Below are 13923 nucleotides of genomic sequence, written 5' to 3'. Positions count from 1 at the left end.
AAATAACAATCTTAAAGTAATATGTATATTAAGTTTATTAAAGAAAATTTAAGCAATGTTCTACCAGAAAAAAGACCAGGTATGGTTTTTTCTAACCCTGACTTATTTATTATTTTTGACAATACTATCCGATTCGTAATTTGGGAAGAAATTTTAGAAAAGTTGAATGAATCGTGGCTTGAAGGAAAGGATGCTTGGGATAGTAATTTTGATTTTGGTAGTCATCCTGACGATTATGATAGACAGTTTGATGATTATAAAACAATTGAACTTTTACAATTTCCAACCCTGACAGATTTAGAAGTAGAAGAAAAATATGCTTTTGTTTTTAACGAGAATAATGAATTATATATCAGTGAGAACTTCGTTAAAGACCTGAAATCAGCTGGTTGCGTCGACATATGGTATGATACCACAGCTCCATATGGTCGTTATTAGACCGTCAGAATTAAAAGCGCCGTAAGGCGCTTTTTGCGTTTAGTTGCGGTGTATTTTGAGTTAAGTGAACGTAATACACCCCTGATGTTTGTTTAACAACAGTCGGCAACGCTGTTGTACCTATTTCCTATGGCAATAATGCAAAGTCCGCTGATTTAGCAGGCGGCACCACTACCGTTTCTATGGATGGTGGTAATAGCATTGCTATTAAAGGCAGTAAATTCAGTGCCAGTACTGGCGATGCCGGTGGTGATAAAAAGGGTGTCTCCTCTGGCACCATTGAAGCCGAGGCAGAATTCATATCGGCGTCTCCTACCGTTAAATTTGAAGGCGCCGGCGTATGTCGCTTGTCCGATCAAATGACGATGAACAAAGCCAACACTATGTGTTTGGGTGGTGCGCAAAATCCTTCGGTTTCAGTAACCGAAGAGCAAGAAGGGACGTATACGGTTGGTCTGTTTCTTTCATACTCAGATGGGGAGCCTGTTCAAAGTGCGACATATAAACTGGTCGATCAAACCGGCGCAGTCTTTGAAGGCACATTAGATAATGCAGGCAAAGCTTCGGTGGGTGGTGTTGCCCCCGGCGAATTTAACATTGACTATGGTGAAGACAGTCGTGAGTTCATGCCGAACATCCCAACTAAAACCAACCCTAATTTCAATCCAAATGCGAATGCCCAATTAATTATTGAAGAAGCAAAGCGAGGTGAATGGTTTCTGGGAAAACTCTTGGAAGAGAATGTCAGGGGCAGCTAGCTGGATCTGGGGGGTAATTTTAGGTGACTTCAATGATGACGCATCGGTAGAGCAAATCATAGCCAACACAGCGCTGACCATGCTCCCCGTAGTAGACCAAGCAGCGGATGTGCGAGATCTCTCAGCCAATATCATGACATTATTAAGTGAAGAAGAGCGAGAGAAGCCAGAAAATTGGTTGGCATTGTCTCTGACTTTGATTGGTTGTATCCCAACGTTTGGTAGTGCAGTTCAAGGTACATGTAAAGTTGCTTTGAAAGGTGGTAAGGGCACATCGAAAGAGGTACTTCGTGGTATGGGTAAAGGCGAGCCAGAAAAGTTCTTACGCACATTAGATTGGGTTGATTACGCCAAGCAGGCGAGCAACATTGTGTCGGATGTTTTAAAGCCCTGTATCGAAGTAGCAAGTGAGCTTGCTTCTTACGCCAATCGCATGGGCGCAGACGAATTAGCAGAATACTTCTTAAAGTTGGCCGATGAAGTGAAAATCATCGATAAAATGGTGCCGGATAAACTAAAACAAGCGATGGGTGAATTTGACCAATTGTTTGCGCGAATTTTGGGTAAGAGTGAGAGAGCATATCCGGCGAAGGTAAAGCATGGCTCTGGTGAGACCGCACAGTCTGGTAAAAATGCTAGCAAAACAAATGAAGAGAATGACAAGGCTGAGTATGTTTGCAAAATATGTAGGAAAAATAAAAAAAGCAAAAAACATCCATGTAAGGCTAGGCTAGGGTCGAAAAGGAAATAAAAAATGACTCCACTAATGGAAATCGAAAGAATTAAACTTTACTCTGGAAATAATAAAGGAAGTTTAAAGAAAACAGGTAAAAGGCACGACTTTGAGAGAAGAAGTTGTTGGCGTTCAGCTAACAAAATCAGTGAACCAAACAAATATCCTTCGGCTCACCCTTGGTATGTTGAGGCCTCCGAAAAAGTTTCCGTTACCGGTCATCACATTCTTTCTGTTTCAGGAGTCAAAGCTGCATCCAAGACTAAATATGGGACTATGTTGAAACTACTTCGTAGAAAAGGGACTTGCCCTGGTGATACTGAATCTGAGAGTCAAGAAGTACTAGTTAATGTAGATTATCTATCATGCATAAAATTGGAATGGATTAGTAGTTTTAACTTGCTTCTTCACAAATTTGGCAAAGATTACAGGGAGAATGGTCCTGGATGTAGAGAGATCACAGATAATATCGAGAAAAAGAAATATGAGTCAAAGTCTTGCGTAGAAAGGTATCATGGCTATAACTTATCTCCCCTTATAGATAGTATGAAACATAACAATAGACTAAAAACTGTTTTTGAATTAGAGAACTTTGGTAAGGGCTTAAAGTATGACACATAAAATTTCAGATGATTATTTCATTGTCAGTGAGAATTATAAAAATGTAAATTACATCGTAAGTTATGACGATGAACGTGACTTTGATATTCTTTCAAATGGAACTGTAGCTTCATTCACCCCAGTTGTTTTTAAATGCTTTGATTTTATATCTACAGAAAAAATTAAGCCTATATTTGACGTCTACGTTTCAAATGATATATTATTAAGTGTTGATTTTTACAGAAAATTAAAATCAATTTATCTTTATAAATGCTCAGCCGTTCCTGCCTCTGTAAATGGCTCAGATTATATATATATTCACTGCGGTAACGTAATAGATATAATTGATGGGGATAAATTAGACTTTGAAATGCTCTCATCAATACCTATAGAAAAAAGGATTATATTTAAACCATCTGAAGATTCAATGACATACTTGTTTCATAAAAGCTTTATTAATAACGTTCTTAATGGTGGGGATTTGCAATCAGGCAAGGTTATATCTGCAAGTAAATGGACTATGGAGTGGATGTTGTCATGAGAGAATTTATAGAGCTTAAAGATTTAGATAAACACGACAACTGCTCTAACCGAATTGTTGAAGTAGAACCGGATTTATACATAAATCAATATCTTAATAAAAGGATATTTGTTAGAAATGTTTGTTTTGATAAATTGTTGAGCAATTTACAAGTTTCTTTAGAGCCTTCAATGATATCACCTTCAAGAGGGTGTGTTGATGAGGCTTTAGAAGACTATAGTGAAATAATTGCTGAACCTGTATCATCATTATCTGAGAATGATCATATTGAGTATTTATATATTTCAAGTGAGAATAAATACTATATTAGTAAGTTGTTGTTTGAATCTCTCTTCAAAAAAAATGGTGTGGACATTTTGATAGACTGATTTGTTAAAATTACTTATGTAGAATATTCACGGAGGATGCACATTTTAGGTGCTAATATAATCCACTTTTATATGATTTAGCTATATTTTAATCTACCTAAGTTCAATTCTTTACTTAAGCACCATGTTGGTGATGTTTAGGTGATAGACGTTTAAATGAAGCGCCGAAATGCGTAATGTTTGTAAGTTAGGAAGCATTTACCTCCTTTTTGAAGGCCTAGTTGCATACCGACTGGGCCTTCTTTTTAATGCTCTTGGATAACTTCTATCCCGCCTTTCTGGCAGCGTAAAACTCTCCGTCATTAAAACTGGGAGGGTTACATTGGCAGCTGGCTCTGGGGGGGGATTGTAGGGGATTTTAATAAAGATCCCACAACTGCCCAGATAATGTTAAATACATTACTTGGTGTAGTCCCGGGAATTGATCAGGTTCTCGATGCAAGAGATATAACTGCAAACATCTTGTTCCTTAGTGAAGAAGATAATCAGAACAACCAAGAAGCATGGTTAGATCTGGCATTGTCGGGTATCGGCGCCATACCAACTTTGGGTTCAGTTCTAAAAGGAATTGGAAAGGCAGTAAAGTCAGACAAATCTCGTGATGACGTTTATGCTCTTGTTAGAGAATATGTTAAAGGTGATGTAGATAAGTTCTTAAGTAATCTGGATTGGAATGTTATTAAATATGAAGTCTTACAAATTATCTCTGAGGCGATTCTGAGTTTCGCTGATGTATTAGACGAGCTAGCCAAAAAAGCCTCTTTCTTTGGCTACGATGAATATGCGCTGGAAATTGGAAATTTTAAATCTCAGGTTGAAGCCGTCGAAAAGCAGGCACACCAACATATTCCTGATGCTTTAATGTTTCTGAAAGACAAAGTCGATATGAGCCTTAGAAGAGGAAAATCTAAATCGAATGCTGGCTCTCAATCAGATAAAGGGTCTGCTGAGGCGGGTACGCATGATGATAAAGTCAGCCAAGAAAAGAAAGAGAAGAAGCCCGATAAATGTTGGCTATGCGAGAAGAAAGTAGGCAAGAAAAAGCAAGGTGGCTCAGCGGTCAATTATTGTAATGAAAAAGGGTTTAAGGGTAAGTACTATTTAAAAAGCGACACTGAATTTGGGTTTGTAAGGCGTGGAACAAAAAAAAACAAACACTATCCTTGGGTCTTTTTGAAGGAACACAATGGAAGAGTTAGCTCTTCCCCTTATATACACCCGTTGTATGCTAGATGTTATGACAGAAATCCAGGTGGTAAAAGTTATCGACGACCTCAACATCTCTGGGACAAGGCTGAGGCTAAAAGAGAATTCGTTAAAGCTCAGGTAGATGGCTTACTAGAACAAGGACAACAGTTTTCGACAGGTAGTATTTTAGCAGCTCACCACATTATTACAGTTGATGAGCTAAAAAATAATTCGATTTTGTATAAAAAGTTATCTGCTCTAGGATATGAGTTAAATGATTGGCACAATATTGTCGTTTTACCTACGATTCCAGAGTTAGCATGTTTCTATGAGTTACCTTTGCATAGCGGTCCACCCCCCACCCCCTATACAATTAATGTGAGAACTCAGTTAAGGTTGGTTTCAGATGCAATACAGTCATCTTACTATTGCGATAAATCTGCAATAAAAGAGATTAATGGTGAATTAAAAGAGATTAGTAGCGATATATATGATGATATCATCGAATTTAGCAGGAATGGTGAACTAAACAATAAGTTCCATGATATTTATGATAGCGGTGGAAAGGGGTGTTGTAATCAATTAACACATGCGTCGATTACAGCAACTAGCGAAACATGCAGTCACAGGTTGAATTCAAGTAAAAGTAAAGACTTACACCACGACTTCAAAGTTACTAGAAGTGGCAAACTACAACGTCTGGCCTATAAAGGCAAAGTTGTTTCAAAATTGGGTTTTTAAGTATGAAGTACCATTTAATGTTTGGTAGATTTGAAAAAGGTGAGGGGTCATTTTCTGAGCAAGAACCTCTGCAATTGAACTGCTACCAAACTAAATTTAAATTATTTACTCATAAGCCGGTTGTTACGGTTGATGATTTCTATGAAGAACGTGGTGTATCAGACTTTTTGAAAATCGCTCTCGGATTTTTGGCTAGTAATACAGTTCAAGAGATTTTTGAAACAAAAGGCTTTAAAGGAATTCAATTCCTGCCTGTAGAAGTTCACAATGAAGGTAAGAAATTAAGTTATTCATTTATGAATTACGTAGCAAGTTATGATTTACTTGATCCTAATGCATCTAAAGCGAAGAGGTTTAAGGATATTTATGGGGGGTACGGACGAGTTTCAGATGTATTTATAGACAAGAGTAAATTTACTAAAGAAAAAATTATGCATGACTGTTTTACGTTATCAAATTATAAACTGGCTTGCTTTGTAAGTGATAATGTTAAATCTGCTCTAGAGGCTGCTGGTGTAACTGGAATCGAATTCATACCTATGGAGTTTGCATGATTGAACAGAAGTTTAAGCAAGACGGTTTGCTTTCGGAAACTAAGTCGAACTCATTGTTTCCTAAAATACCGGGTTTGGTTCTAGTCTTTTTTCCTTCACCAGGAGTCTTTGTAAGAGATGCCTTGAAAGTACCGGATGGTTTTAAAACTGAAACAGCAACTTATTATGAAGCCGATGGAGAGCCTTTTGAAAACATGTATGCTTTTTTGCCTGCAGTCTTACAAAGCCAATATGATACGGGAAGAAATGATTCTGGAATTGTTTATAGTAAAGAGTCGCTTAAATTTGAGTCAGCGCTGATTCAAGCTTTGTTCGAGCAAACACCAGCAGTGATTGAACATCGTTTAAGTTGATCTAAAAACGGGTCTGATAATACGTTTCCGCTTCTATTCGATGGTCAAATTCGCTCACCTAGCAACAAGTTTGAACTATCAAAGTTGAAGATAATTCCACTAGATTAAAGACTTAAAGTCTGCTGGGTGTGTCGACGTTTGGTATGATACAACAGCTCCATATGGTCGTTATTAGACCGTCAGAATTAAAAGAGCCGCAAGGCGCTTTTTGCGTTTAGTTGCGGTGTTTTTTGAGTTAAGCGAACGCAACGCTTCCTGATGTTTGTTTAACAACAGTCGGCAACTCTGTTGTACCTATTCCTTATGGCAATAATGCAAAGTCCGCTGATTTAGCTGGCGGCACCACCACCGTTTCTATGGATGGTGGTAACAGCATTGCTATAAAAGCAGTAAATTCAGTGCCAGTACTGGCGATGCCGGTGGTGATAAAAAGGGTGTCTCCTCTGGCACCATCGAAGCCGAGGCAGAATTCATATCGGCTTCTCCAACCGTTAAATTTGAAGGCGTCGGTGTATGTCACCTGTCCGATCAAATGACGATGAATAAAGCCAACACCATGTGTTTAGGTGGTGCGCAAAATCCTTCGGTTTCTGTAACCGAAGAGCAAGAAGGGACGTATACAGTCGATTTGTTTCTTTCTTACTCAGATGGGGAACCTGTTCAAGGGGCGACATATAAACTGGTTGATCAAACCAGCGCTGCCTTTGAAGGCACATTAGATAATGTAGGCAAAGCTTCGGTGGGTGGCGTTGCCCCGGGAGAGTTTAACATTGATTATGGTGAAGACAGTAGTGAGTTCATGCCGAACATCCCAACTAAAACCAACCCTAATTTCAATCCAAATGCGAATGCCCAATTAATTATTGAAGAAGCTAAACGAGGTGAGGTTGGTTTTGGGAAAACTCGAGGCGAGCAAGGTCAAGATAAGATCGTGATAATAATCTTATTAATCATTTAGCTATTTTTTGTCTCTTTTTGGTTAAGCATCTTCGACTTCGACAATGCCATAATCGTTATTAACGATCGCTTTGGTCTTTGTCGGCTAGGTTAAAGTCACCATCAAATTATCAATCGGCACCGTGTGCGATAATGGGAATCAATCGCATTAATCATTTACCTTGCAAGTATTGATTGGTAATGTGTTGTTAAAGATAGGTTTATCGTATTTTAAGTTGGTTGGATTTATGGAGGAGTAATGGAAAGTGGCAAAAAGAATATTTGGCTTGAGTCTGATTCGATTGTAACAAGGAAGAGCCCAAAGCCTCTTAGGCTTAATACGTTAGAAAATATCTACGTTAAAGAGCATGACATTAAAAGTAAAATCACAAGGTCGTTCTTTATTGCGGTTGTGTTTAGTTTACCTATTTTCCTTTTTCGTCCACTTGCTGGTATTGGTGTGTTTTCCATAATTGGCATCGTTGGATACCTTTTAACCAAAAAGTATGAGTTACGTGTCGGTGTTTTCAATAACGATGACGTTGGTGTTGTAGAGTCTGGGTTATATTCGTCAAACGAACGCGAGGAACTCGATGGAATAGTAAGGCTCGTGATGGGATATAAAACAGGCAAGTAATAAAAAATAAGGATTCACATGATGCGTTACGCTCGGTAGTTACGGTAAGAGTACCGTGTACTTGGTTAGCTCTGTGGGGCTCACCTTCTTACGGGCGTTAGGATTGATATTGATTATTTACACATATAATAAGTTGGTTGGTCAAAAACATGAAACAAGCTGTAGAAATGAAGAAATTTAACTTACCTATTAAAAAGCTAGGTGCCGGAATTACCGTTGCTTTTGTTCTCTTTAGTTCAGTTTATACTGTTAATGAGGGGCACATTGGTATTGTTAAGCGCTTTAGTGAAGCTAAAACACAGGTAAGCCCAGGCTTACACTTCAAAGTACCGTTTATCGACAGCGTTGAAGAAATTGAAGTTCGAACACGCAAGAATGAAGAGAAAATGGCCTCTAGTACAAAGGAGCAGATGCCAGTTACTGTCGTCGTATCTGTGAACTGGACGGTAGATAAATCTGCAGCGTTAGATCTTTTTAGACAGTATGGCGGTCTTCCGCAGTTTGAAGCTCGTATTCTTGACCCTAGATTTAGGTCGGCAACTAAGGATGTTATTCCCAAGTATGATGCAGAGCAGTTAATTCAAGATAGAGCGAGTGCTATTCAGGCGATTGAATCCAATTTAATTGAAGAAATGGCCGCGTTTCCAGTAAGCGTAGATAATATACAGATTGAAAATATAGCCCTACCAAAAAAATACCTTACCTCAATTGAAACGAAGCAGACTGAGAAAAACTTAGCCGCAGCAGAGAAACATAAACTTGCTAGGCAAAACTTAGAAGCTCAAAGAGCCGTAAATACGGCAAAAGCTGAAGCTGATGGCATTGAGCTTATCGCTATAGCTGAAGCGAAGGCAATTAAGTTAAAAGGTTTTGCTGAAGCAGAAGCTATTAATGCAAAGGCCAAAGCTCTTGGGGATAACCCATTAATCATTAAACTGACCGAAGCTCAAAATTGGGACGGAAAGCTGCCAGCAACAATGTTGGGTGGTGAAAATATGCCTATTTTAGATATGAGATCTAAGTAGGATTAAGGAAACTAAAAGTTGTTCCCAACACAGACTTCATGTCGGTGTTGGGTTTGTGCTTTATACCAATCTAAATCAAATCACACTTCAGCTTTGAGGTACGTCATTCCTCAAGGCTATCGGACTCAAAATCCTGCTGTTTGATCAAGCTAATGGCGAGGCTTATTGGCATAGGTTTATAGAAGTAGAAGCCTTGGATGTAGTCGACGCCAAGTTTCGACAAGATCTTCAGTTGTGACTCGTACTCAACGCCTTCAACTATGACTTGCATGCCTAAGGTGCGTGATAACTGAAGCATGGATTCTAATAGTGGGATACCAAAACTGGATTCGTCGGATATGTTTTTCACGAACACGCGATCAATCTTGAGAATACTGAACGGAAATTGCCTTACAAAGTCTAATCCTGCGTAGCCAGTACCAAAGTCATCTATGGCAATTCTTACACCAAGATCAGATAGCTTTTGCAAGTTGTCCTTAATTTTGACCATATCGGCATCAGAACACTCACCATCCTCTGTCACCTCGAAAACCACTTGCTTGAGAATCTCAGGGTGTCTTTTAAAGATGCTAATCACTTTATTAGTGAAGTTACTGTTGGATACAACGTTTCGGCTGATGTTGACGCTGATGTACTTTGATGCAAACACCTCTTGATTACTTTTCAATGTCCTTAACACTTCATGCAGCACGAAATAGGTTAGTTTCTCAATCAAGCCCAAACTTTCAGCCAATGGAATGAAGATAGCAGGGGAGACGTTACCTTCAATTGGATCGTTCCATCTCAATAATGACTCACAGCCTACGATTTTATTGGTGCTTTGGTTAACGATAGGTTGCATGTGAACATGTAGGTGTTTGTTTTTCAGAGCGCTGGATAGAGAATATTCTAAGCTACGTTGGCACTGTTTTTTATGCTTGAGGGAAAGGCGAATAATGGTCGTAATTCCGGCCATAAGAAAGCCAAACCATAAGTGACTCAGCATGAAGTTAATATAATACTGATAACCAATGTATGAGGTGATGGTGAATGGGTAGATGTCTGACTGTATCCGTACTGTCGCGTTGTATGAGCCGAGGTCGGTAGGGTGAATGTCTCTTTTGATCACCTCAACTTTAGAGTTAATGCCATGGCTATTCAAATTAGCTTCTACAAGCTCAAAGATGAAGTGCGGAGGAATCATCAGGCTTACTCCTGAGCCTTCCTTAGTCGAGAATATCAGCATGATCGATCGAACTTGAGTGATGGCCGAGTTTGAGTACGATAAGGTGGTTAAATTCGGGGCGTCATTGAGCCGCTGCCTGATGGTGTTGTATAAGCGAAATGAAACATCACCATCAGTGGTTGAACAGTAAAATCGACCCTCCTTGTCGAACACCGCGGCTTCTTTCACCCAATCGGCTTCAAAAACGTTTTGTCGAAGTTGTCTAACAATCGCGTCGCAAGGCTGATCTGGGGTAATTTCAGATAAAAAACGGTCGAACCTTGATTGAATTCGTTCTAACCTCGTTTCTATTAACCTTGATGTGTCTTCGGTTAACGTTTGGTAATGGGAAGGTGTCAAAGGAATGAGCAATGCCATGAAAAAAAAGAAAGAAATGGCAAAGAAGAACGAAGTTTTGGCAAAATGCTGGTACTTGATATCCATATTAAGAGAAGCGTGACCGATTGGTGTGTGCATACAACTTAATTTATAAATTTAGCGATAATAACGCAAGCTTATGCATAAATAGTGTGAACAAAAGTATGAGTTATTGATATAAATAGCGTAACGCATGGTCGCACTATAGAAATCAGGGTGTTAGATATACTTCCAAGGTTGAGTGTGTCGTTTTTTGTTCAGTACTTTTACGTTTTTTGATGAAGCGGATTGTTGCCGGTTTTTTATCATCAAATTGAAAACTGCAATTTTTGAAATAATGCGAGTGAGTGGATTTGAGCGTAATGATAAAAAATATGATTTGGATGTTGGTGCGTGTGTTCATCGCGTTTTTGATGATAGGTCCTACTTACGCGATCCTCATTCTGTCTAATACAGCAACACCTGTCTTTTTAGATACTACCGCTGAGGCTTTAGCCTGGATCTCTTGTTTCCTTCTTGTGATTGGTTATGTACTGATCAGGTTTTCTGAAACGAGGTATGTGGGCAAATTATTATCGCTTAGTGTATTGGGGGCGGTAGTGTTAGTCATGTATCTCGATGAGCGCTATCGGATTTTTGGGGTCAGTGTTAACGCATGGAGCTTATTTTTAGCCGTTCTATATTTGATTATGCTTTTGTATTTCATTTTTCCAATTAAGCAACTTAAGCCGCTACTGAGTTTAGTGCCTGTCGCAGGCGTGTCGTGGTTTTTAGTCTGGGCCTTCGTGGGCCCAATAAGCTTAACGTATGAGTTGATTAGCAATAAAGCAACAATTTCAATTGCGAACTATCAAAAGGTAATCGACTTGCTACCTGAGGTTTACTCGAGTGGTTTTCAGTCAGGTTTGTTTTCAATGCTTCTTGTTATTTGGCTGTATGCTTTTGTGGTTTTTGGACATAATCCTAAACGCAGTTATCAGAAACTGGCCACCTATTTAGCAAAGAGTCGCAATGTGCGACATTTATAGGTTCATATAAGCGTTTTTCGCATTTCTGATGAATCGCTAAGAAGATGAGTGAAACGCAATAGAATCGAAAAGGGTAAGGTTAGATAACCTTGCCCTTTGTGATTTAGTATGTGGAGGGCTGAGCCCTAAATCGCTTTTACGCTGCTTCGTTCAACTAACGTTGGCTCTAACTCAACAACCTGTGGATACGCATCTGGTGTTTTGAGTCGGTTCAATAGAGTATCTACGGCAGCTTTACCTAAACGGTGCTTTGGCTGGTGGATAGTGCTCAAAGCAGGGGTCATGTACTTAGATAAATGGATGTCATCGTAGCCAATGATCGAAAGATCGTTTGGAATCGACGTGCCATCTTGTGCGGCAGCGTGAATCACACCCATTGCCATCATGTCATTACTCACGAAGATTGCTGACGGCATTACGCCTCGAGTCTTTAGTGTTTGGTATGAGTCAAAGCCGCCATCGCATTCGAAGTTGGATTCAACAATCCATTTAGGATTTATCTCTAGCTTTGCTTCTTCCATCGCTTGCTTGAAGCCTTGATAACGAGAAGAGGCTTGATTGCGATGCAGTGGGCCTGTGATACAACCAATCTGAGAGTGGCCGTTATCTATCAAATGCTTGGTCGCCATGTAGCCACCTTGGTGCGAGTTGTCTTGGATCTTATCACTCGCGAACAGCATTGGGCCCCAGTCCATTACCACAACAGGTAGTTCTGGGTAGCGTTCAAATACGTCAATATGCTGCCCTTCAAGGGTTGAGCACATCAACATCAAGCCATCGACCCTCTTTTGCAGCAAGGTATCGATAGATGACTTCATACGGTCGCTGTCGCCTTCGGTGTTACACAAGATAAGGTTGTAGCCTTTCTCATAACAACGACGTTCAACACCTTTTACTACTTCGCCAAAGAATGGGTTTGTAGAGGTAGTAACCAGCATGCCCAAGGTTTTGGTTTGCTTCATTTTCAAGCTGCGAGCCAATGCAGACGGTGCGTAGTTGAGTTCTTTAGCCGCACTGTTAACACGCTCAGCAATCTCTTCACTGACAAAACGTGACTTGTTGATCACATGGCTGACGGTTGAGGTTGAAACCTTTGCTAGCCGAGCGACGTCTTTCATTGTTGCCATAAAAAATCCTTGTGGGAGTAACTTGCCACGTTGCGCGATATTCTGCCCGAAAACAGGGGCTTATGCTTGTTATTTGTTGTTACCGAATTTGAAGGCTCACATCCGTTAACTACGGTTTAGCTCAGGAGTTAAGCCTTCAAATGGGTATAAAGCTAGGCAGATAATTGCTCTGATAAAAACGCATCGGTTTCAGCACGGCTCGGAATCGACGTTTGAGCTCCAAAACGAGTCACGGAAATAGCAGCCGCGGCATGAGCAAACTTAATCGCGCGCTCAAGTGGCATGTCTTCAAGTAAGCCTGTCACCAATGCGCCGTTGAAGGTATCACCAGCAGCGGTTGTGTCTGTCGCTTCAACGCGGAACCCTGCAATGAGCTCGCCCTTGTCGTTTTTACTTACCCAAACGCCTTTCGCGCCAAGTGTGATCATCACAGTCTCGATGCCTTTTGCGTGCAAAGCCAAAGCTGCCTGATGAGCGGATGCGCTATCAGTCACGGTAATGCCTGTCAGCACTTCTGCTTCGGTTTCATTGGGTGTAATCACATCAACACAAGCAAGCAATGAATCCGACAATGGACGAGCAGGTGCCGGGTTTAGAATAACTTGAGTGCCACTCTCTTTTGCAACTTTTGCCGCGTATTCAATGCCTTCAATTGGCGTTTCAAGTTGAGTTAGAAGGTATTTAGCGCCGCGAATTTTCTCTAGGTGTGGTTCGATCTGATCACAAGTCAGCTTGTTGTTGGCTTCAGCAGAAAGACAAATGCTGTTTTCACCCGTCGCAGATACTTGGATCATCGCGATGCCTGTAGGTGTGTTGTCTGCAACGATAACGCCGTCGATGTTGATGCCGTCTTTGGCAAAGTCTTGACGAATATTGATGCCAAACGGGTCGTCACCGACACAGGCTATAAAGCCGATATCTGCGTTTAATCGCGCTGCCGCTACGGCTTGGTTTGCGCCTTTGCCGCCAGGAATGACCTGATAGTTACCACCAATCAAGGTTTCACCCGGACGAGGGAAAGAAGGAACTTGCAGTACGTGGTCAGCGTTAACGCTACCTAAAACAATCAGTTGAGTCATGATACGAGCCTTATGATATATCGTATTTGAAAATGCATGGGTCTTTCTCATTACGTTAATTCTTATTACGTAAATTCTTGTTGCGTTAATTGCCCGTCTCGTTCGAGGGTTGTATGAGAAACAGCGATGCACTGTCGGTTTTTGCTTTTTGTCTTGAGTCAGCGAGTTAATGAGTGAAGAAAGGTGGGGGATAGGGGACCCCCACCCAGATACTACTCTTAGTTAAGTAATGGTT

13 protein-coding genes and 2 pseudogenes are annotated in these 13923 nt (G+C 40.4%); 12 read left to right on the top strand and 3 right to left on the bottom strand.

Annotated elements, in window-relative coordinates:
• The first annotated feature begins 21 nt into the window (after positions 1 to 21).
• The 11 genes and pseudogenes from Q5H80_RS18770 (at position 22) to Q5H80_RS18720 (ending at position 8872) form a co-directional block, all read left to right on the top strand.
• Positions 22 to 438: a hypothetical protein gene (locus Q5H80_RS18770; protein WP_122047604.1), complete on the top strand. Its 417-nt coding sequence runs from the start codon at positions 22 to 24 to the stop codon at positions 436 to 438.
• A gap of 80 nt (positions 439 to 518) precedes the next feature.
• Positions 519 to 1947: pseudogene (locus Q5H80_RS18765) on the top strand (PAAR-like domain-containing protein); the annotation flags it as partial.
• 3 nt (positions 1948 to 1950) lie between these two features.
• On the top strand, positions 1951 to 2550 hold the full coding sequence (locus Q5H80_RS18760) for a hypothetical protein (protein ID WP_304569605.1): 600 nt from the start codon (positions 1951 to 1953) through the stop codon (positions 2548 to 2550).
• Positions 2540 to 3070, top strand: coding sequence for a hypothetical protein (locus Q5H80_RS18755; RefSeq protein ID WP_304569604.1), 531 nt, complete (start codon positions 2540 to 2542; stop codon positions 3068 to 3070). Before Q5H80_RS18760 ends, Q5H80_RS18755 begins: the two co-directional genes overlap by 11 nt.
• Complete coding sequence (locus tag Q5H80_RS18750; protein ID WP_241820703.1) at positions 3055 to 3438, top strand: hypothetical protein; 384 nt, start codon at positions 3055 to 3057, stop codon at positions 3436 to 3438. The genes Q5H80_RS18755 and Q5H80_RS18750 overlap by 16 nt, the downstream gene beginning before the upstream one ends.
• Positions 3439 to 3825: 387 nt before the next feature.
• On the top strand, positions 3826 to 5367 hold the full coding sequence (locus tag Q5H80_RS18745) for an AHH domain-containing protein (protein WP_304569603.1): 1542 nt from the start codon (positions 3826 to 3828) through the stop codon (positions 5365 to 5367).
• Between the two features lie 2 nt (positions 5368 to 5369).
• Positions 5370 to 5921: an imm11 family protein gene (locus Q5H80_RS18740; RefSeq protein ID WP_304569602.1), complete on the top strand. Its 552-nt coding sequence runs from the start codon at positions 5370 to 5372 to the stop codon at positions 5919 to 5921.
• Positions 5918 to 6274, top strand: coding sequence for a hypothetical protein (locus Q5H80_RS18735; RefSeq protein ID WP_304569601.1), 357 nt, complete (start codon positions 5918 to 5920; stop codon positions 6272 to 6274). Before Q5H80_RS18740 ends, Q5H80_RS18735 begins: the two co-directional genes overlap by 4 nt.
• 239 nt (positions 6275 to 6513) lie before the next feature.
• A pseudogene (locus Q5H80_RS18730) lies at positions 6514 to 7169 on the top strand (DUF4150 domain-containing protein); the annotation flags it as partial.
• A gap of 300 nt (positions 7170 to 7469) precedes the next feature.
• Positions 7470 to 7847, top strand: coding sequence for a hypothetical protein (locus Q5H80_RS18725; protein WP_304569600.1), 378 nt, complete (start codon positions 7470 to 7472; stop codon positions 7845 to 7847).
• Positions 7848 to 7996: 149 nt separating this feature from the next.
• Complete coding sequence (locus Q5H80_RS18720) at positions 7997 to 8872, top strand: prohibitin family protein (RefSeq protein ID WP_304569599.1); 876 nt, start codon at positions 7997 to 7999, stop codon at positions 8870 to 8872.
• 103 nt (positions 8873 to 8975) lie between these two features.
• Here Q5H80_RS18720 and Q5H80_RS18715 read toward each other — a convergent pair whose 3' ends face one another.
• Positions 8976 to 10520 (bottom strand): cyclic diguanylate phosphodiesterase, encoded by a 1545-nt coding sequence (locus tag Q5H80_RS18715; RefSeq protein WP_304570779.1) that lies wholly within the window; start codon positions 10518 to 10520, stop codon positions 8976 to 8978.
• Between the two features lie 296 nt (positions 10521 to 10816).
• Here Q5H80_RS18715 and Q5H80_RS18710 point away from each other — a divergent pair, with 296 nt between their 5' ends.
• Positions 10817 to 11482 (top strand): hypothetical protein, encoded by a 666-nt coding sequence (locus Q5H80_RS18710; RefSeq protein WP_304569598.1) that lies wholly within the window; start codon positions 10817 to 10819, stop codon positions 11480 to 11482.
• Positions 11483 to 11607: 125 nt separating this feature from the next.
• On the opposite strand, the gene Q5H80_RS18705 is transcribed toward Q5H80_RS18710, so the two are convergent.
• Both Q5H80_RS18705 and rbsK read right to left on the bottom strand, forming a co-directional pair.
• Entirely contained in the window at positions 11608 to 12609 is a 1002-nt protein-coding gene (locus Q5H80_RS18705) for a substrate-binding domain-containing protein (RefSeq protein WP_012600807.1), read from the bottom strand.
• A 152-nt stretch (positions 12610 to 12761) separates the two neighbouring features.
• Positions 12762 to 13688, bottom strand: a complete 927-nt coding sequence (gene rbsK, locus Q5H80_RS18700; RefSeq protein ID WP_065105475.1) for a ribokinase — start codon at positions 13686 to 13688, stop codon at positions 12762 to 12764.
• Positions 13689 to 13923 lie beyond the last annotated feature (235 nt).

It is taken from the genome of Vibrio sp. SNU_ST1, assembly GCF_030563405.1.
Lineage (GTDB): Bacteria > Pseudomonadota > Gammaproteobacteria > Enterobacterales > Vibrionaceae > Vibrio.
The sequence above is the reverse complement of the archived record's forward strand: the minus strand, read 5'-3'. Positions and strand labels throughout refer to the sequence as shown.